At 43.2% G+C, this 19,887-nt stretch carries 21 protein-coding genes; 13 read left to right on the top strand and 8 right to left on the bottom strand.

Annotated elements, in window-relative coordinates; genetic code table 11:
* Positions 1-6: 6 nt before the first annotated feature.
* The gene (locus BLQ53_RS15080; RefSeq protein ID WP_093728134.1) at positions 7-882 is read right to left on the bottom strand and encodes a LysR family transcriptional regulator; all 876 of its coding nucleotides are present in this window, start codon (positions 880-882) and stop codon (positions 7-9) included.
* A gap of 122 nt (positions 883-1,004) precedes the next feature.
* Here BLQ53_RS15080 and fumC point away from each other — a divergent pair, with 122 nt between their 5' ends.
* Positions 1,005-2,393 (top strand): class II fumarate hydratase, encoded by a 1,389-nt coding sequence (gene fumC / locus BLQ53_RS15075; RefSeq protein WP_093728133.1) that lies wholly within the window; start codon positions 1,005-1,007, stop codon positions 2,391-2,393.
* A 52-nt stretch (positions 2,394-2,445) separates the two neighbouring features.
* Here fumC and BLQ53_RS15070 read toward each other — a convergent pair whose 3' ends face one another.
* Entirely contained in the window at positions 2,446-2,802 is a 357-nt protein-coding gene (locus BLQ53_RS15070; protein WP_093728132.1) for a hypothetical protein, read from the bottom strand.
* A 1-nt stretch (position 2,803) separates the two neighbouring features.
* Complete coding sequence (locus BLQ53_RS15065) at positions 2,804-3,511, bottom strand: GntR family transcriptional regulator (protein ID WP_093728131.1); 708 nt, start codon at positions 3,509-3,511, stop codon at positions 2,804-2,806.
* Between the two features lie 167 nt (positions 3,512-3,678).
* On the opposite strand from BLQ53_RS15065, the gene BLQ53_RS15060 reads away from it, so the two are divergent.
* Both BLQ53_RS15060 and bglA read left to right on the top strand, forming a co-directional pair.
* Positions 3,679-5,577, top strand: coding sequence for a beta-glucoside-specific PTS transporter subunit IIABC (locus tag BLQ53_RS15060; RefSeq protein WP_093728130.1), 1,899 nt, complete (start codon positions 3,679-3,681; stop codon positions 5,575-5,577).
* 12 nt (positions 5,578-5,589) lie between these two features.
* A complete protein-coding gene (gene bglA / locus BLQ53_RS15055; RefSeq protein WP_093728129.1) occupies positions 5,590-7,029 on the top strand; it encodes a 6-phospho-beta-glucosidase BglA in 1,440 nt (479 codons plus the stop codon).
* A gap of 119 nt (positions 7,030-7,148) precedes the next feature.
* Here the strand turns inward: bglA and BLQ53_RS15050 are convergent, their stop codons facing one another.
* Positions 7,149-8,648: a glycine betaine uptake BCCT transporter gene (locus BLQ53_RS15050; RefSeq protein WP_093728128.1), complete on the bottom strand. Its 1,500-nt coding sequence runs from the start codon at positions 8,646-8,648 to the stop codon at positions 7,149-7,151.
* A 390-nt stretch (positions 8,649-9,038) separates the two neighbouring features.
* Here BLQ53_RS15050 and BLQ53_RS15045 point away from each other — a divergent pair, with 390 nt between their 5' ends.
* Entirely contained in the window at positions 9,039-9,593 is a 555-nt protein-coding gene (locus tag BLQ53_RS15045; protein ID WP_093728127.1) for a TetR/AcrR family transcriptional regulator, read from the top strand.
* A gap of 349 nt (positions 9,594-9,942) precedes the next feature.
* Positions 9,943-10,242 carry a hydantoinase/oxoprolinase family protein gene (locus BLQ53_RS15040; protein WP_093728126.1) on the top strand — a complete coding sequence of 100 codons (300 nt, stop codon included), beginning with the start codon at positions 9,943-9,945 and terminating at the stop codon, positions 10,240-10,242.
* 10 nt (positions 10,243-10,252) lie between these two features.
* Here BLQ53_RS15040 and BLQ53_RS15035 read toward each other — a convergent pair whose 3' ends face one another.
* On the bottom strand, positions 10,253-11,023 hold the full coding sequence (locus BLQ53_RS15035; protein WP_093728125.1) for a class I SAM-dependent methyltransferase: 771 nt from the start codon (positions 11,021-11,023) through the stop codon (positions 10,253-10,255).
* A 37-nt stretch (positions 11,024-11,060) separates the two neighbouring features.
* Here BLQ53_RS15035 and BLQ53_RS15030 point away from each other — a divergent pair, with 37 nt between their 5' ends.
* Genes BLQ53_RS15030 through BLQ53_RS15020 form a run of 3 tightly spaced genes read left to right on the top strand, consistent with a single transcriptional unit; the run spans position 11,061 to position 13,046 of the window.
* On the top strand, positions 11,061-12,005 hold the full coding sequence (locus BLQ53_RS15030; protein WP_093728124.1) for an alpha/beta fold hydrolase: 945 nt from the start codon (positions 11,061-11,063) through the stop codon (positions 12,003-12,005).
* The gene (locus BLQ53_RS15025; RefSeq protein ID WP_425288311.1) at positions 12,002-12,553 is read left to right on the top strand and encodes a GNAT family N-acetyltransferase; all 552 of its coding nucleotides are present in this window, start codon (positions 12,002-12,004) and stop codon (positions 12,551-12,553) included. Before BLQ53_RS15030 ends, BLQ53_RS15025 begins: the two co-directional genes overlap by 4 nt.
* Positions 12,534-13,046: a GNAT family N-acetyltransferase gene (locus BLQ53_RS15020; RefSeq protein WP_342005241.1), complete on the top strand. Its 513-nt coding sequence runs from the start codon at positions 12,534-12,536 to the stop codon at positions 13,044-13,046. The genes BLQ53_RS15025 and BLQ53_RS15020 overlap by 20 nt, the downstream gene beginning before the upstream one ends.
* Here the strand turns inward: BLQ53_RS15020 and BLQ53_RS15015 are convergent.
* The gene (locus tag BLQ53_RS15015; RefSeq protein WP_093728122.1) at positions 13,043-13,444 is read right to left on the bottom strand and encodes a hypothetical protein; all 402 of its coding nucleotides are present in this window, start codon (positions 13,442-13,444) and stop codon (positions 13,043-13,045) included. The genes BLQ53_RS15020 and BLQ53_RS15015 overlap by 4 nt on opposite strands.
* A gap of 45 nt (positions 13,445-13,489) precedes the next feature.
* On the opposite strand from BLQ53_RS15015, the gene BLQ53_RS15010 reads away from it, so the two are divergent.
* The 4 genes from BLQ53_RS15010 (at position 13,490) to BLQ53_RS14995 (ending at position 15,887) form a co-directional block, all read left to right on the top strand.
* Positions 13,490-14,245, top strand: a complete 756-nt coding sequence (locus BLQ53_RS15010; protein ID WP_425288310.1) for an AAA family ATPase — start codon at positions 13,490-13,492, stop codon at positions 14,243-14,245.
* Between the two features lie 109 nt (positions 14,246-14,354).
* Positions 14,355-14,951: a YdeI/OmpD-associated family protein gene (locus BLQ53_RS15005; RefSeq protein ID WP_093728121.1), complete on the top strand. Its 597-nt coding sequence runs from the start codon at positions 14,355-14,357 to the stop codon at positions 14,949-14,951.
* A gap of 32 nt (positions 14,952-14,983) precedes the next feature.
* Positions 14,984-15,424, top strand: a complete 441-nt coding sequence (locus BLQ53_RS15000) for a GNAT family N-acetyltransferase (RefSeq protein WP_093728120.1) — start codon at positions 14,984-14,986, stop codon at positions 15,422-15,424.
* 142 nt (positions 15,425-15,566) lie between these two features.
* Positions 15,567-15,887, top strand: a complete 321-nt coding sequence (locus tag BLQ53_RS14995) for a hypothetical protein (protein ID WP_093728119.1) — start codon at positions 15,567-15,569, stop codon at positions 15,885-15,887.
* A 36-nt stretch (positions 15,888-15,923) separates the two neighbouring features.
* On the opposite strand, the gene BLQ53_RS14990 is transcribed toward BLQ53_RS14995, so the two are convergent.
* Together BLQ53_RS14990 and nhaC are read right to left on the bottom strand one after the other, a co-directional pair.
* Entirely contained in the window at positions 15,924-16,796 is an 873-nt protein-coding gene (locus tag BLQ53_RS14990; RefSeq protein WP_093728118.1) for an MBL fold metallo-hydrolase, read from the bottom strand.
* Complete coding sequence (gene nhaC / locus BLQ53_RS14985; RefSeq protein ID WP_093728117.1) at positions 16,786-18,192, bottom strand: Na+/H+ antiporter NhaC; 1,407 nt, start codon at positions 18,190-18,192, stop codon at positions 16,786-16,788. Before nhaC ends, BLQ53_RS14990 begins: the two co-directional genes overlap by 11 nt.
* Before the next feature lie 268 nt (positions 18,193-18,460).
* Between nhaC and BLQ53_RS14980 the strand changes: the two genes are divergently transcribed.
* Entirely contained in the window at positions 18,461-19,825 is a 1,365-nt protein-coding gene (locus BLQ53_RS14980; RefSeq protein ID WP_093728116.1) for an extracellular solute-binding protein, read from the top strand.
* Positions 19,826-19,887 lie beyond the last annotated feature (62 nt).

Below are 19,887 nucleotides of genomic sequence, written 5' to 3'. Positions count from 1 at the left end.
ACTTCCTCACTGAAAATGATCCACAATATATTGCATGAATTTCTCCGCAATAGGTGATAAAAACTTGCCTTCCATACTGGCAATCCCAATAGTTCGTTCGCATTTCGGTGAGCTGATTCGTACCTTTGCAATCTTCATTTGATCCAGGCTTTTGACATCTGGAAGGATGGAGATGCCCATCCCGGCTCCGACGAATCCGGCTATCGTTGTCACTTCTTCTCCTTCAAACATAATCTTGGGTCGGATGCCGACTTGTTCAAAGATAGAATCGATTGTTACCCGCAGAGCATAACCTTCTTCCATAAGGATAAAAGGTTCGTCTGCAACTTCTTTCAAGGTGATTGATTCTTTTTTGGCCAATGGATGATTCTTTGGGAAAAACAAAAACAGTTCCTCCTGCCATAACGGAGTCCAGGCGATATTGGATTCCATTGGAAAAGAAGAGAGCAGGCATAGATCCAAATCACCAGATTGCAGATTGTCCAACAGCCAGTTAGAGTGATTTTGCTTCAAATGAAAGCGAACTTGTGGATATTTTTCTTTAAATGCACCAATTATATTTGGCACAATGGTTGTGCCGAGTGTGTGCAGAAAACCGAGCGAAATTTCTCCCTTATCCGGGTCGAGTAATGATTGGATTTCGTTTTTTCCTTCCTCGAATTCTTTTAAAATGAGATCTACTCGTTTCAATAATAATTCTCCGTATTTATTCAATTTAATCGTTCTGCCTTGGCGGTCGAAAAGCGGCGTGCCGATTTGGCTTTCCAGCCGATTGATCGAGCGGGAGAGAGCTGGCTGGGTAATAGAAAGTAGTTGAGCTGCTCTTGTGACATGCTGTTCGCGTGCAAGTGTTTGAAAATATTCGAGTTGTTCCCATTCCATGAAGTGAGCCTCCATCTTCTATATTACATATAGTAATTAAAAACATATTTATTATGCATTATACATTATGTAATTGACGTGATACGATTTTTATGTTGATAAAAAGAAGGCTGAGGAGGATTATGGATTACAGAATCGAAAGAGATACTTTAGGGGAAGTGAAAGTACCGGCAGATAAATTCTGGGGTGCGCAAACACAGCGCAGTAAAGAAAACTTCAAGATAGGTTTAGAAAAAATGCCGGAGCGTGTCGTGAAGGCTTTCGCTATATTGAAGCGCAGCACAGCTATCGCTAATCAACGTCTTGGTAATCTGGACAGTGAAAAAGCAGAGGCAATCGCAGCTGTTTGTGACGATATCCTCACCGGTAAGTATGATGACAACTTCCCGCTTGTCGTATGGCAGACAGGGAGCGGTACGCAAAGTAATATGAACATGAACGAAGTCGTAGCAAATCTTGCTACTGCTATGCTAAAAGAAAAAGGTGCTGCAGTGGTGGTACATCCGAATGATGATGTCAATCGCAGTCAAAGCTCGAATGATACATTCCCGACAGCAATGCATGTTGCAGGTGTGCTGGCAGTTTATGAACAACTGCTTCCAGCGCTGGATCAGCTTCGTCACACGCTGCATGAAAAAGCTGAAAAGTACAATGACATCGTGAAAATTGGACGCACACATCTTCAGGATGCCACGCCATTGACACTTGGACAGGAGATAAGTGGCTGGGTGCATATGCTGGACCGTTCCAAAGAAATGATTTCTGAAGCTACTGAAAAACTGCGTGCTTTGGCGATTGGCGGTACAGCAGTGGGCACCGGAATCAATGCACATCCGCAATTTGGTGAAACTGTCGCGGAGGAGATTACCAAGTTCACCGGCCAAGCATTCATCAGCTCACCGAATAAGTTCCATGCATTGACTAGCCATGACGAAATGACATATGTCCATGGTGCATTGAAGGCACTTGCGGCGGACTTGATGAAGATTGCCAATGATGTACGATGGCTGGCAAGCGGACCACGCTGTGGTATTGGCGAAATCATCATTCCTGAAAATGAGCCAGGCAGCTCCATCATGCCGGGCAAGGTAAATCCGACGCAATGTGAAGCGGTGACGATGGTGGCAGCTCAAGTCATGGGTAATGACGCAACAATCGGATTTGCGGCAAGTCAGGGTAATTTTGAACTAAATGTATTCAAACCTGTGATTATTTATAATTTCTTGCAATCCGTTCAACTATTGAGTGACAGTATGGTATCCTTCCATGATAATTGTGCCGTAGGAATTGAGCCGAACGAACAAACCATCCAGGATAATTTAACGAATTCCTTGATGCTCGTGACAGCATTGAATCCACATATCGGCTATGAGTTTGCAGCAAAAATCGCCAAGCTTGCGCATAAGGAAGGCCTGACGTTGAAAGAAGCGGCCGTCAAGCTCAACTTGCTGACAGAAGCACAGTTTGATGAGATGGTGAAGCCGGAAGATATGGTGAAACCGAATATTTAAAATAAAAGGCAACCAAGTCTTTCGTCTAGCAGCTTGGTTGCTTTTTCAATGGTCAGAACAGCTCGGATACACCAAGTGTCTTATTAAGTTTTCTCCATACATTATGGCTGTAATCATCGCCAAGTCTGTGAATGTGCTGTTTTATATTTCTCCATTCCTCTCGAAGCAAAGGGTGTATTTCAGTGGTATTTGCTATGTTGTACACAGTATCCAGGAAGTCGAGTGTTTCGCTCAGCAGGTAAGTATCTTTAACAGTCAGGAGTACAATAATGACATCGGGGATAGCTTCAAATGCATCGGAGGAAGAAAGGTCCTTCGTCAACGCTTCATAGCAATCACTAAAATACCATTCATTTCTCGTCAACTCTGTCTCCCAATCCTCAAAAACCCTCATTAATTCATTTTTCATCTTATAAGGAATACCCCGTCGACTGGAAAAAGAATTGCGACTGCTCGTAGTTATAGGAAATCCGTGAAAAGTCGAACGGCAGACCATTGTTCAAGTAGAAGATTGTTTCCACGAACAGTTTTGGATCACCTGTTTGAAGTCCAAGATGCTGTGCTTCATTTTCATCCAGCTTCTGGATATGCACGTACATATCGGAGAAGCCTATCTTGGCGCCTAAGCCATTGCTGATGTAGTCAAAGATAGACCCGGTTGCAATTTCGTTATTCAGATAGGTAACAATTGCTTTATTGTAATAGGATTCTTCGAGGCAAAGGGTTTGTCCGTTGATATATCGTATCCGTTTGACGTAATAGACGTCGTCTTCCGGGTCAATTTTCAGATTAAAGGCTACTTCTGCTGAAGGTTTTTGGATATCGAGTTCCAGTACTTTGGCAGTTATATCGAATCCGCTCAACTCATCACTGAAGCCTTGGTTGGAGAAGCTGATATAGCCTTTCCGGTTGTGGCGCCGTACAAAGATGCCGCTGCCGCGCACTTGATAGACAAGACCCTTTCGTTCAAGCAAGCTAAGTGCTTTGATGACGGTGCTTTTGCTTGTTTTATATTGGGACATCAAGGTTTCCAGCACAGGAAGCTTGGTGCCCTGCGGGAGATCATTCTTTTCAATATCCTGTTGAATTTCATTGGCGATCTGCTGATATTTAAGCATAGCTACATTCCTTATTTGTTTAGATAGAGCGATTTTAGCACATTAAGTCTTCAAGGAAAACCCTACGATTTTGAAGTACTCTATTAATTTTATTAGTTTAGACTTGATAAATTATACCGGTATAATTATAATGTAAGCGTATACTAAAAGAAAAAGAGGTGTTCTAAGTGGCTGAAAAAGTAAGGGATTATCCAAAACTTGCTGGTGATATATTGGAGGCTGTCGGCGGTGAAGAAAATATTGTAAACGCTGCCCGATGTGCGACTCGATTGCGTTTAGTTCTGAAACGCTCCAAACCTTCTGCTAAACAAGAGGTTAATAGTCTGCCAGGTGTTATTACAGTAGTAGAAAACGGTGGTCAGTTCCAGGTTGTTATCGGGCAGCATGTAGGTGAGGTATATGAGGAGTTTGCCAAACTCGTAAATGTTGATACTGCTGAAGCAGATAACGAGAACAAAGGTTCAATCCTTAACCGAATCATTGCGACAATGTCAGCTGTATTTGCGCCATTCATCTATGTGCTTGCAGCGGCTGGTATTCTGCAAGGTGCACTTATTTTAATTAATCTTGCGTTCAAAAACTTTGAAACAACAAGTACATACCAAGTATTAAGCTTCATTTCATGGGCACCGTTCACATTCCTGCCGATTTTCATTGCTATTACGGCATCCAAGCACTTTAAAACAAATACGTATATTGCTGTTGCTGCTTGCGCTGCGCTTGTTAGTCCTGATTGGGCAACGATGGCTGCCAGCATTGCAGACGGAAATAGCATGAATTTCCTTGGGCTGCCTTTGACAGAAACGACTTATACTTCATCTGTCTTGCCGCCGTTATTCCTTGTTTGGATCCTTTCCTACTTGGAGCGCTTCTTGAACAAGCATATGAATGAAGTCATCCGTCCGTTGTTCGTTCCTTTGATATCTATTCTAGTCATGGTTCCGCTGACTCTTGTTGCAATTGGTCCATTGACTTCTCTTGGAGCAAATGGAATCGCAAACGGATACAATTTCTTGGCTGAATATGCTCCATGGCTTGCTGGGGCAATCATCGGTTCCCTTTGGCAGGTTATCGTCATCTTCGGTGTTCACTGGGGAATCACACCGATGGTCTTGGCAAACTTCGAGCAATATGGTCGTGATTCGTTCCAGGCTTATCAGACGATTGCAGTTATCGCACAGGTTGGGGCAGTTATTGGTGTTATTTTGAAAGCGAAAAGTAAAGAAGTGAAGAAAATCGGTGTTTCCGCAGGTACTACTGGTATATTCGGTATAACAGAACCAGCCATCTACGGCGTAACATTACGATTCAAGAAACCATTTATTTTTGGATGTATTTCTGGTGCAGTTGGCGCTATTGTTGCAAGCTTCTTCAATCCATATTATTTCGCTTATGCTGGATTGCCAGGGCCGTTGACTATTGTGAATGGCATCAATGCAGACTATCCAACTAGTATCTGGGGCATACTTATCGGCTCTGCAATAGCTATTGTGTTGCCGATTATCCTGATTCAAATCTTCGGCTTCGGCGAAGATGCTGCAGCACAAGCTGACAGCAGTGTGGCAGTTGGGCAAGGAGATGCCAAAGCAGAAGCGTCTGCAGCAGAAAATAATGAAGAAGTGGTTTACGCACCGCTAAGTGGTAAGTTACTTGCTTTGGAAGAAGTACCGGATGAAGTATTCAGTTCGGGAGCAATGGGGAAGGGATTGGCAATCGAGCCGAGCGATAATAAGGTATATGCGCCATTTGACGGAACCATTGTCATGTTAGCACCGACAAAGCATGCAATCGGATTACGCTCCAAGTCTGGTGCAGAAGTCTTGATCCACGTAGGTCTTGATACAGTAAAACTGGATGGTGAGCCATTCACGTTGCATGTGAAAGAGGGCGACAGTGTGAAACAAGGGGATGTGCTGAGTGAGTTTGACACTGGTGCAATCGAAGCTTCAGGTGTACAAACAATCACACCGATCATCGTGACCAATCCGGCAAATTATACCGAAATCATCATTGATGAAACAGAGACAACGACGCAAGGAAATGAATTGCTGACAGTCGTGAAATAGGAGGAGATAGAGATGAATACATTACCGAAGGACTTCTTATGGGGCGGCGCGCTTGCCGCTCACCAATTCGAGGGTGGCTGGAACCAGGACGGAAAAGGCCCAAGCGTTATTGATGTTTTGACTGCTGGTGCACATGGTGTGCCCCGGGAACTTACGGAAAAGGTCGAACCGGACAAGTTTTATCCAAACCATGAAGCTATCGATTTCTACAATCGCTACAAAGAGGATGTGGCATTATTTGCAGAGATGGGACTTAAATGCTTGCGTACATCCATCGGCTGGACACGTATCTTCCCAAAAGGCGATGAAGCGGAGCCGAACGAAGCTGGTTTGAAGTTCTACGACGATCTTTTCGATGAACTATTAAAGCATGGCATTGAACCAGTTATCACACTTTCCCACTTCGAAATGCCATTGCATTTGGCGCGTGAGTTCGGCGGATTCCGCAGCAGAGAGGTTGTCCGCCACTTTGTCCGGTTCGCAGAAGTCTGCTTCAACCGTTATAAAGACAAAGTTAAATACTGGATGACATTTAACGAAATCAATAACAAAATGGATACTGACAATCCATTGTTCCTTTGGACGAATTCCGGTGTCACAGTGAAGGAAGGCGAGAATGCCCGTGAAGTGATGTACCAGGCTGGTCACCATGAGCTAATTGCCAGTGCACTCGCTGTCAGCAAAGGAAAGGAAATCAACCCTGAATTCCAAATTGGCGCCATGGTATCTCACGTACCGATTTATCCATATACCTCCAATCCGAGCGATGTGATGCTGGCAGAAGAACTGATGCGGGAACGTTACTTCTTCCCAGATGTACATGTTCGTGGATACTACCCGAACTATGTGCTGAAGGAATTTGAACGTGAAGGCTATAACATCGTATTTGAAGATGGCGATGAAGAGATTCTTCGCAATGGTACGGTTGATTACCTTGGATTCAGTTATTACATGAGTACGACTGTCAAAAGTGATAAAGAGACGGAACAAGACAGAAATATGACAAATGGCGGGTTGGCACAAAGTGTAGAGAACCCATATATCAAAGCAAGTGACTGGGGTTGGTCCATTGACCCAACAGGCTTGCGCTACACATTGAATCGCTTTTACGATCGTTATCAAATTCCATTGTTTATCGTCGAGAATGGCTTCGGCGCAGTGGATACCGTGGAAGAAGACGGATCCATCCACGATCCGCAGCGCATCGATTACTTGCGTTCCCATATTGAGGAGCTTATGAAAGCCGTTAACTACGATGGCGTCGATCTGCTTGGCTACACACCGTGGGGCATTATCGACATTGTTTCCTTCACAACTGGTGAAATGAAAAAACGCTACGGCATGATTCACGTCGATCGTGATAATGAAGGAAATGGCAGCATGAAACGGTCGAAGAAGGATTCATTTGAGTGGTATAAGCAAGTGATTGCTTCGAATGGAGAAAAATTGTAATGAAAAATAGACCTCTGCAGGTGATTACACCTTCCCAGAGGTCTATTTTTTATTAGTGCATGAAGGACTTATCGATAAGCGGAAGAGAGCTTGCAAGTATTGCTTTTTTGTCGTGCTACTTATCGCTTCATTTTATTTTTTTCCTTCTTCCAGTCCTCATTCATGACCTTCAAGAGCGACCAAACCATAAACAGGAGGATAAAGGCAAAAGGAAATGCAGAAACAATGGAGGCTGTCTGTAACGCGTTAAGTCCGCCAGTTGCCAGTAGTACGGAAGCAATTGCCGCTTGGATAATCCCCCAAGTCAATTTAATTTTATTTGCTGGATTCAGACTTCCTCCTGAAGTTTGCATACCTAGTACGAACGTTGCGGAGTCGGCAGATGTAATAAAGAACGTGCCGATTAAGAATAGCGCAACGACTGATAATAAGGTAGACATCGGCAATCCTTGGAACACCCCGAATAGTGATTCTTCTTGTGCTAGATCAGTAAGTCCCGTATTAATCCCATGAATTTCTTGGAATAAACCAGTACCGCCAAATACAATAAACCAGAATGCACAGAAGACAGATGGGATAAACAAAACACCTATTACGAATTCACGAATTGTTCTTCCTTTAGAAACACGCGCAATGAATGTTCCTACGAAAGGTGACCACGCAATAAACCATGCCCAATAGAATATAGTCCAGTTTTGAACCCAACTATTGAAATCATTATCAAATGAGCCTGTCTGGAAACTAAGTGACGGCAAGGACTCCACATACGATCCCATGGTAGAGATGAACGTATTAAGAATAAATTGAGTTGGACCTAAGCATAAAGTTAGTAAAAGCAATAGAACTGCCAACACAATATTAGCGTTACTCAACCATTTAATTCCTTTACCAATTCCGGACCAAGCAGATGCTATGAACAAAATGGTAACAATGATAATAATGACAAGCTGCGTACTAAAATTATTCTTAATATCAGTGATGAAAGACAACCCGCCTGCGATTTGCGAAGCACCCAATCCAAGAGATGTAGCTACACCAAAGATAGTGGCAAAAACTGCAATAATATCAATCAGTTTACCTATCCATCCATTTGTTCTATCTCCAATCAAGGGCTGGAAAGTGGAACTGATAAGTCCAGGAGCACCTTTGCGGAATTTGAAATAAGCGATAGCTAAACCAATGACGGTGTACACGCCCCAAGTCTGTAATCCCCAGTGAAATACAGAATAGCGGAGAGCATTGGTAGCCGCTTCGATACTTTCCGGATCTGCTTCAGGTGGTGAAGCAAAGTGGGCAAGTGGCTCTGCAGTTCCCCAGAACACAATACCTATACCCATTCCAGCACTGAACAACATGGCAAACCATGTAACACGTTTGAATTCTGGCTTATCTCCTTCTTTTCCCAAACGCAAAGATCCAAAACGACTAAAAATAAGGTATATGGAAAAGATCAGAAAGACAGCAACGGAAAGAATATAGAACCAACCAAATTTCGAAGTCAGAAAGGATTGGACCTCGGTAGTAATATAATCCATATTCTCAGGTGCTATCACACCCCAAAGAACAAAAATAGCGCAAATGATTAAAGATATCCAAAAGACATTGCCTACTTTATTCATAAATTTATTCCCCTTTCAAAATTACATGCTGTTTTATAGTTATTAGCGATGCTAATCTCTACTCTATTTAAAACAGCTTCCGTAATCATAAAAATAATAGCAACTTAACCTAACTATATAGAACGACCTTTCTATTTTTAACATAAGATTCTTTTCCAATCAACAGTTAAAGCTATTTCAATTTCAAATAAGACCTATAATAAAATATTTATTGTTATATACTAAACAAGCTGTAAAGCCCACAGTCACCGCTGTTATCTCATAAATTAAATGGTGAAATAATAAGAAGGAATGAAATTTATAAAAGGTTGAAGAAAATTGTTTGACTTGTAATTACTGTGGTTGTAATTTGTATTTTAGGTCTGTCTAATTAAAGGAGCAGTTGAGCATATGAGTCGATCTACAAAAAAAGATGCATTACTACAAGTAGCGGAACGATTGTTTTATGAACATGGATTTCGCGGTGTAGGTCTTAAGCAAATCATCAGGGAGGCAAATGTCGCTACGATGACGCTTTATAACCATTTCCCTTCCAAAAATAAATTAGTTGAAGAAGTACTTAAGCGACGAGAAGAACGCTATTGGTCTTATCTGGATTCTTATATAGAGAGAGGTTTGAGTTCTCCTTTCGTTCTAGCTGTAGAAGCGCATTGTCGTTGGTTAAAGGAACATTCTTATAAAGGGGATATGTTTTTGAGAGCAATAGAAGATTATGCGGGCATAGACGAAGAAATTGAAAACATTGCTAGAGAACATAAAACAAGATTGCTTCATTATTTTCAACAGCTGGCACAAGAAAACCGGGTTAATAACCCAATGGATTTGGCCAATCAGCTGACCCTGCTTCTAGAAGGAACTACTTCTATGACCACCTTGATTGGTGCAGATAAAGCAGCGGAATATTCCATTGCGATGGCGAAAGTACTTTTTCAGCATACGTCGTGATATTTTCATTCTAATTAGGTAGACCGTTATATACATTTGTGTATTATATGGAGCTAGATAGTTACCGGAAACTAGGAAATAGTAAATTGACATTGATCATTAACTTTATATGTTCAAGGCAGTATTATGAAAGCAAAAAAACGGAGGTACAGAGGAATATTCCATATGGAGTGTTCCTCTTTTTAATAGGGATTACGGGGGCACATATGCATTTTGTATAGGGGGGCTGAGTTAATATTATTCCAGTTCAAGCTGTAAATTTGTCAAAATAATTTGCGAACGGTATAATCCCTATGAATATAATCAGATTTATGGGTAATAAGAAATTGCTATTATTTGGGAGAGATGTATGTTGGGTGGTAAAAACTATGAATTGGGGATTGATAAAGGCGGCATGTTGAAGGTCGGACCTCTGTCAGCAGAATCTGATACTGGACCAGCTTGCTACGGGCGTGGGGAAGAGCCGGCACTGACGGATGCTTTTCTTTTGAGTGGTTATTTAAATAGTGCATCGTTTGCTGATGGAAACGTCGGACTTGATCAAGATAGATCAGTCGCAGCCTTCCAAAAAATTGCTGACCATTTAGAAAGTGATATGCTGGACATCCTTATACATTGGCGCGATTATTCTTCCCGGGTAAAGGATTGATTCCTTCTTTTTACTTCACCGCCTTCCAAATCGTCCATCTATCCATTTCCACAATATCCCTTTCCTGTGTGATACAATCGTCTATATACAGAGCCAACTTCTCCAGTTCGTCATCTTCTAAAGCATGCAGGATGCTTCTCCCCAGTCTGGCACGAATGTCTGCCAGCAGTTTTTCTTTCGATTCATGTATCTGACGAACTTCCCATAATGTATGTTTCTCTATGTCATGAAAGCCGCAAGTTTTCAGATCCTTCCTAACTTGAGCGGAGGTATGTCTTCTGCTGATCTCCAATTCTGCAAGTCTTGGAAAACACGAGAAGAAATAACCTCTGATATGCTCGGGACTGCCAGGCAGCAGGCAATCTTCCGGTGTACGATCCTGGATGAGCAAGGTGCCGCCGGGACGCAGCAAACGATGCGCTTCAGAGAAACAAGGCTGCAGTTCTTGCAGGTGATGAATCAAGGCGCGTTCCAAGATAAGGTCACTGCTCAATGATTCCAGCCCGGTTTCTTGAGCGTTTCCCTTGTGAAAACGAATACCATGCTGATCTTGACAATTATCAGCTGCTGCCTCGAGCATGATTGCTGATGAATCTACTCCTGTCACGGACGGTATACCCATTGCAGCAAGAGCTTTCGTATAAATCCCGCCGCCGCAGCCGATATCGAGTGCTTGATGGATGGGATGATCTCCAAGGAGGGAGGAATAAGTTCTAATCCATGTGGAGTTTGCATCTCTTTGAGTATAACTCCATTTATTTTTTGTGTTATGAAAATCCATCGTTTCTTCTATCCTTTCTGATTGGGAGTGGTTATAGATGACTTTACTATTAGTAGATTTGAATGGGGCAGAGCAAGGTGCCATCATCAAGCATAACAAGGAAGAATCTGCTCCTATCTTGTTGTTTCTCCATGGTGGTCCTGGATTTCCTGCTTACCCATTAATAAAGGCGAATGATGTCAGACTGGAGGATGTATTTACCGTTTGCTACTGGGATCAGCGAGGTACTGGTTCCTCCTACAAAGCAGCTGAGGGCGGAAAATTGCTTACGTTGGAACAATTGCTTGACGATACAGTAGAAATGATTGCTTTTCTAAGGGAGACATATGGACAGGAAAAGATATATGTACTGGGCCATTCATGGGGCAGTATTCTAGGAACCTTGGCTGCGCAAAAAGTGCCAGAACATATCCATGCCTATATAGGAGTCGGGCAAATTGGTATTCAGTTTGAATCGGAAAAAGAAGCATATGAATTCCTCGTCTCGGAAGCGAGCCGCCGCGCCGATGAAAAAGCTAAACGTAAATTAGCTCGGATAAAATTTGATGAAGAATATTACTTGAACCGTGCTTATGGGGCAGTCCGATTCAAGTATGCGAGAAAGTATGACATTGGTTTTACGCGAGATGGATACAGTAACCTTCGCTTGATCCGGGAAGTGATGGGCTGTTCGGAGTATAGATGGAAAGATAAATTCCATGTCTTCGCAGGCAGCGACCTTTCGTATCAAAAGCTTGCAAAAGAGATCAGTACAGCCAATCTCATTCGAACTGTTCCCGAGCTGAAGGTGCCGGCATACTTCCTTCATGGGCAATATGATTATCACACTACTTATCAGCAGGCATGCAACTTCTATACAGCACTTGAAGCACCTGTTAAACAATTCCACACTTTTGCAGAAAGTGCGCATAGTCCGTTTCTCGAAGAGCCGAAGAAATTCATCAAGCTATTAAAAACGATACGGGAGGCTGTGGAATCGTGACAAAGCAAAAACCAATGATTCAGCCGCTTGTAAGTTCGGATGTTTCCCACCTGGTCAAATGGTTGTCAGATCCAGATGTGCTTAATTTCTATGAAGGCCGGGATAACCCATTTGATAGTCAAAAAGTCAGAGAAGTATTCTTTGATCCAGCAGATTCAGCACAAAAATGTATTTTCTTTTATGAAGATAAGCCGATTGGCTATGTGCAATATTACGATTTGGACAATGACGAGAAGGAAGAATTCGGTTATGAGAGCACGCAGCAAATATACGGGATGGATCAGTTCATCGGCGAAACAGCTTACTGGAATAGGGGCATCGGAACATTGCTCGTCCAAACAATGACCCGTTTCCTTATAGAGGAAAAACAAGCCGATATTGTAGTGATGGACCCGCAAGCGTGGAATGAACGTGCACTCCGCTGTTATGAGAAATGCGGTTTCCGCAAAGTGAAGCTCTTACCTAAGCGTGAGTGGCATGAAGGCAGCTATCGAGACTGTTGGTTAATGGAATGGAAAGGGGATGCATATGAGGATACAGCTACGTGAGCTTACAATAGAGGACTGGAAAGCGGTCCATGCATATGCTTCGCAAGAACAAGTTTGCCGCTACCAGCCTTGGGGTCCGAACACCGAGGCTGAAACGAAGCAATATGTCGAGCAAATAATGCAGGATACACAGGCAGATCCACGAGAGCGATACGTATACGCGATCCTTTGTGAAGGGGATATGATCGGTTCTGTGGAGCTTTATCTTACCAGCCAATATAATAGGGAAGGGGAGATTGGCTATATCCTCCATCCGGATTACTGGAATAAAGGCTATGCCACTGAAGCTGCCAAAGCAGTCTTATCCATCGGCTTCCATACTTTCAGTCTGCATCGGATCTATGCTACTTGTGATCCCCAAAATTTCGCTTCTGCAGCTGTATTGGAGAAAATCGGTATGCAGAAGGAAGGGTATATCCGTGAACATATGCGTATGAAAACGGGATGGAGGGATTCACTGCTTTATAGCATACTCGAGCACGAATATGCTTAAAAGTGATAACCGTACATATACGTAAACAAAAAATACAAGACTGCCAGCAGAGTAGCTAATGGAATAGTGACTCCTAGGATATTGGAGCGTTTCCAAGGTCCTTTTGGATCTTGATAGCCCTTGTAAAGCAGATATATCAGTAAGCCGATCATTGGGACAAACAGCAAATGACGGATATCTGCAACCCATTCATTATTCACGATCCAATTGACATTGGGTGTCGTCGCTACTCCCTCATAGGCGCTGTCAATCCGTTCTTTGACGATGATGAATAAGACTCCGATTACTAAATAGTAAATGGTGAATAGACTTTTAACAGGTTTGTTCAAATAGCGGGTGAAAATGATGACCGCTATAAACAGGACAAGCAGTATCACGAACAGAATATACTCTTGCATGATAAATCCTCCTCAAGCTGAATGTATAAAGATAGGAATGATAGTGTGAAATTAACAGAAACCAATCAATATGTGAGACAAATGAGTCTAATTGAAGATGCTTCCTTGCTCCCTAATCAATTCCCATTTTCCCTGCCAGTTATTCAAAACTTAGGACATATTTCCTTCCATCCAAACGTTACATATATCATCGGGGAAAATGGAATGGGTAAGTCGACTTTGCTCGAAGCGCTTGCAGTTGCGCTCGGCTTCAACCCTGAAGGCGGATCGAAGAACTTCTCCTTTTCCAGCTACGCGTCACATTCAGATTTACATGAATTATTAAGGGTTGTTCGCGGTGGGAGTCGTCCGCAAGATGGATACTTCTTCCGGGCAGAGACTTTCTATAATGTAGCGACGCATATTGAAGAACTGGATCAAGGGGGATTCGGACGTAAAATCATTGATTCCTATGGCGGGACATCTTTGCATGAACAATCCCATGGAGAGGCATTTTTCGCGGCTTTCATGGAGCGTTTCGCTGGCAATGGATTATATATTCTCGATGAGCCGGAAGCGGCTTTATCCCCGATCCGTCAGCTGTCGATGCTTGCACGGATTGATGAGCTGGTGGAAAAAGGGTCGCAATTCATCATCTCCACACATGCGCCGTTGCTGATGGCTTATCCGGATGCGAAAATTCTGCAGCTGGATGCAGAAGGGATGGAAGAAGTCCAGCTCGAAGAAACACAGCATTACAGTGTCATGAAGCAGTTTTTCGAGGATAGGGGCAGACTTTTACATCATTTATTCCAGAAGTGAAAAATGGGCAAAACGTTTTCTTATGGACAGCTTAGCGGAAATGGGGCATTATCATTTGTAACAGTTGCTGACTGGAAATTTTAAAATTAAGAAGAGGAGGCTACCCCGAATGACAAATAGTAATAAGAATCCTAAGGTTGATGCATTCTTAAATGAGGCGAAACAGTGGAAAGAAGAATATAAGAAATTGAGAAATATCGTACAGGATTGCGACCTGACAGAAGAGTTCAAATGGAAGCATCCTTGTTACACTTTTGAAGGGAAAAATGTCGTATTAATCCATGGCTTCAAAGATTATTGTGCGCTTTTGTTTCACAAGGGTGCATTGTTGAAAGATCCGCATGGCATCTTGATCCAGCAAACGGAAAATGTGCAGGCAGCGCGCCAAATTCGTTTCACTAACGCTCAGGAAATAGCTGAATTGGAAGCTATCCTGAAAGACTATATTTGTCAAGCTGTCGAAGTTGAAAAAGCGGGCTTGGAAATCGAGTTCAAGAAGGAAACAGATTACATAATTCCTGAAGAGCTTCACAATAAATTCAATGCAATCCCTGCCTTGAAGACTGCTTTTGAAGCATTGACACCGGGACGACAAAGAGCATACATTCTATATTTTTCCCAGGCTAAACAAGCCAAAACCCGGGAGTCAAGGGTTGAAAAATATGTAAAGCATATTCTGGATGGCAAGGGATTGAATGATAAATAGAAAAAAGACAGGAAGGAATCGGAGGGGAACAAATGAACATTAGGAAAGCAACATTACAAGACGTAAAACAAGCAACAGATTTATTCAACCAGTATCGTCAGTTTTACAAACAAGCTAATGACTTAAGCGGGGCAGAGGCGTACATAGCAGAAAGGCTGGAGAAAGGGGATTCTGTCATCTTCCTTGCAAAAGACGGTGATGATTGTATTGGTTTCATGCAGCTTTATCCTACCTTCTCTTCGATCGGCATGAAACGTGCTTGGATTTTGAATGATCTGTATGTGGTGGAAAGTGCCAGGAAACAAGGTGTAGGAGAAAGATTGCTTACAGCAGCCGAGGCTTTTGCAAAAGAAACCGGAGCGGGGAGCATTGCGCTAAGTACGGCTCCTGACAATGAGAAGGCACAGCGATTGTATGAACGGAAAGGTTACGAGCGTGACAAGCAGTTCTACCATTATGAACTGAGGTTGTAGAGGAATTTTTGCATGACAGTGAATATCTGTATGACGGAATGTTTGTTCAGAGTGAGGAAGTAAGGAAGGCAGCAGTACTTCCAACTGAAAATGCAGATGTATGCTTGATCACTTGATGTCCGCCGAAAGAGAGGAATTATGATTGGAATGCAGCTGTAAAAAAATAACGGAGATTCTTTTGGAAGCAGATTTTGCCGATCCAATTTGGTGTGCGCGCTGTAAAGAAAATTTGGATCTTGATGAATTACCAGTTACCGACACATTGAAACAGCATATAGAGAAATGGGCAGAAGGATACGGAAAGTGGATAGATTGGGAACAGGACAAACTGGAGCTTGATGCGGTTAAGAAGGAAGATGTTTTCAACAGGGAAGGCAGATTATTGTATGCCTCACTACAGCAGGAACTTCCCGATTTCACTGTTATTTTCAAGCCTTCACGGCTGTGTTCTTTATATAAGTAAAAAAGCTGTCAGCCGTGATCGGCTGGCAGCTTTTTGTTATAGTTCCAATTCCAATCCCTCTTCTGCCAGGAAGTAACCGCGATTCCTTATCGTTTGGAGCTCTTCACTCTCAGGATCCAGTATCGGGTTGGAATGATTAAGATGCGTCAGATAAACCCTCGTTTCAGCAGTATCGACTGCCTCTTGAAGCCGGTCCATCGTCTCCGTGATGGGAGGGTGGGGGATTTGGCTGATGTCCCGCCCGACTCCCGCGACTTCCTGCTTGCTGTAAAAAGTCGCGTCTACAATGACATAATCCATGTCTTTTGCTATTTCTCCGATATCGTGTTCCCATTCTTTCCAGGAATCAATATCCGGAATGTACAACGCTTTTTTATTTGGCCCCTCAATGAGGAAGCCAAACGTTTCGGAGTATTCATTCCGATGAGGCACTTCAACTGGTGTGAAACGGACATGATCCCCGAGCTCTTGCGCCTTATCGGCATAAATGGTTTTTGTAATGATATTCTTCAAACCTACCAGCTGGCTCCATGGAGCATCATTAGCTAACAGATGTGACATGCTTTCACACGCATAAACAGGTAATGCAGAGGTAGACATACCTTCTTTTCCTAAGAAAAGCAAACCAGGATAATGCCCTGCATGTGCATGCGTCAGGATAATGCTGTCCATGATGCCTGCTTCTGGATAGGCTTGCTGCATGCTGTACAGCTGCTCCCTGAAATCTGGTGTCGCATCAATCATGTGCCAGGTATAATCATCTGTGATGATTGCCAGACTTGCCGCAAAATGGCGATAATTACGGTCTGCATGAGCGCGTTGGCAATTTGTGCAATAACAGTTAGCTTGCGGGACCCCCGCATCTTGTGCACTGCCTAAAAACCGCAGTTTAATGTTATTAGCTGGCATGTTTGGCACCTTCTTCTTTCCCATTTTCTTTCTTTGCAATCGATAATCCTGTGTATCCATATATCACGTTGATAAGCGGAACTAAAAAAATAAAGAAAGCGAATGGGATGTAATCATAAGGGCTTACACCCAATACACCTGCAGCGAAGAAGGCCGGCACGCTCCAAGGCACCATGTTGATACCAACGGCACCAGCTGCCTCGACACAGCGTGATAGATTTTTCGCTGCTAAATTACGATCTTCAAAGGCTTGTTTAAAGGTACGGATTGGCAGAATGACTGCCAAGATTTGTGCGCCAGTTGCAAAACCAACGACTAGCGCAGAAAGCACGGTGCTTCCTATCAAGGAGCCAGTACTTTTCACGCGATTGATGAACGTCTCTGTAATTGTCTTCAATACTCCAATATCCTCAAGCATACCGCCAAGTGCAGTTGCAACCAATACGAGCCCGATTGTGCCCATCATGGACGTGATGCCGCCGCGGTGAAGCAGGTTATTCAAACTTTCCAAGCCAGTATCGCCGCTGTAGCCGTTTGTCATTGCTCCAATGATTTCTGTTACGGACGCACCTTGAACAATGTATGCGAGAATAGCTCCCACAAAACTTATCAATATCAAAGAAGGTAGAGTAGGATATTTTTTAATCAATGCGATTACAGTCAAAACCGGTACAAGCAATAGTAATGGATGAATGACAAATGTATCCGCCAAATGCGTATTGATCGTGCGAATTTCCTCAATACTCTTTACTTCACTTGCATAGTTCAAGCCAACAATCCAATAAATCAGTACCGACAGTAAGAATGCCGGTATAGTGTCCCACAGCATATGCCGGATATGGCTGAACAAGTCGACGTTTGCCATGGATGCAGCAACGTTTGTTGTTTCGGATAATGGCGAGAATTTATCTCCAAGGTAAGCTCCGGAAATAATTGCCCCAGCTACTAAAGCTAATGGGAAGCCCATACTGTCTCCGACAGCAATGAAGGCTAGTCCCACTGTTCCGATCGAAGCGAATGAACTGCCAAGTGCCATAGAAAGAACACCGGTAGCAAGTGCCACACTCGGAATGAAAATAGAAGGATGAATAAGATCAAGACCATAATAGATAAGCGTCGGAATTACCCCGCTGCTTATCCACGACCCGATAATGATACCGACGATGATCAGAATATAGACAGCAGGCAACGCCCTTTGGATTCCTTTGCCCATATAGGACTCGAGATCACTCCATTTGTGTCCAAGTAATACGCCTAAAACCGAAGTGACAATCAAGCTGATTATCAACGGCATGAGCATTCCCGCATTCCAGTAGAACAGGGAGAAAAACGCAGCGACTGCGAGTGCGACTAGCGGAAGCAGCGCTTGAATGAAAAGAGGTTGTTTCTGCGTCATGATAGTTTCCTTTCTGAGAACATATTAAATTTTTTGGATGTCCTCTTGTTATATATTCTTCCAATAATAAGTGTCAGGGTGATAAGTGTCAACGTAACATTAAAATTTGGAATAGTCTGAAGTTAATTCGTTTAATCATGTGAATAAGGGAGGGAACAAGGCATATAATCCGTTATAGGTGTCAGGTTACCCCCTGACTTTTCATTTGGAACAATATGTATACGCTTTCATTTACCGATAAGAGAGGAATCGGGAGGAGGAGTTGTAGATGTGGAAGAGTGCTAAAGGTATATGCTTGTTCATGCTTATTTTCATTCTAGTAACGATGGCAGCATGCTCCAGCAATACAGAATCACCGGATGGCAAGAAAGAATTAACTGTCGTTTATCGATCACCTGGATCAGTAGATTCATTGAAAAAATTCTTCGATTCAGGCGTGGTGGATGAATTTGAAAAGGAACATCCTGATATCGATGTAAAAATAGCTCCGATTACAGCGAGTGAGGGAGACTATTTCTCAAAGGTTGCATTACAGATGAAGTCAGCGGAAACGGCCCCGGATGTTGTATCGGAGGATACATTCATGCTTAATTCCGATGCTAATGCCGGCTACCTTGAGCCTTTGGATGATCGTATCTCTGATTGGGACGAATGGGGTAATATCATTGAAAATCTAAAGTCCGGTGTAACAGCGGAAGATGGCAAGGTGTATGGGGTTCCTTCGACTTCCGATTCTCGTGGGCTTTGGTACAGCAAGGAATTATTCCAGGAGGCAGGTCTTCCTGTACCTTGGGAACCGAAAAACTGGAATGATGTATTAGATGCAGCGATAACAATCAAAGAGAAGACAGACGGAGTGACGCCGCTATTCATGCAAGTAGGCAAGGCCAATGGAGAAGCGGTTTCCATGCAGACGCTGGAGATGCTGCTATATGGCACCGGCGATACACTATATGATGAAACCGATAAGAAATGGGTCGTGGATAGTCCGGGGTTGCTGGATTCGTTCCGTTTTATCGAACAGGTATACAACAAAGAAAATTTGGGACCTGATTTCTCGGTCGTCATGAGTGGTCAGTCTGGAAACGTAGCATTTCAGCAATTATTCCCGCAAAAGAAACTGGCAATAGCACTGGACGGCAGCTGGAATGCCCGGAACTGGGCAGAGAACGGAGCCGCACCGATTGAAAATGTGGAAGAGAAAATCGGATTTGCACCGATGCCGACTCAAGAAGGGCAGGATCCTGGAACGATTACGATGAGCGGAGGCTGGGCTTGGGCAATTCCGTCCAAAGCGGATATGAAGGAGGAAGCTTGGGAATTCATTCAATTCTTGATGGAGAAAGAGAACAGCATCAGTCGTTCGTTGACGGACGGTAACTTGAATACCCGTACAGATGCCGTTGAGGTAGAAGCGTATGTGAATCGTCCTTATGCCAAGGAAGCACAAGCATTCCTGGAAAATGCGCAGTTCAGACCAGCTAATGACAAATATCCGGCAGTTTCCACACAGCTGCAGACAGTAGTAGAAGCAGTCGCCACTGGCAAACTATCTCCTGATGATGCAGTCGAACAATATAAAGCTGGTGTGGAACGAGTGGTAGGCAAAGAAAATACGAAGGTAGCTGAATAGGAAACCATCCCATCAGAGGGTACTGGACTTTCCAGTACCCTCTGATCGGGCAGAAGAAAGGT

Origin of the sequence: Terribacillus halophilus (genome assembly GCF_900101385.1) — a bacterium.
Lineage (GTDB): Bacteria > Bacillota > Bacilli > Bacillales > Amphibacillaceae > Terribacillus > Terribacillus halophilus.
This window is presented reverse-complemented; position numbering and strand designations above follow the sequence as displayed.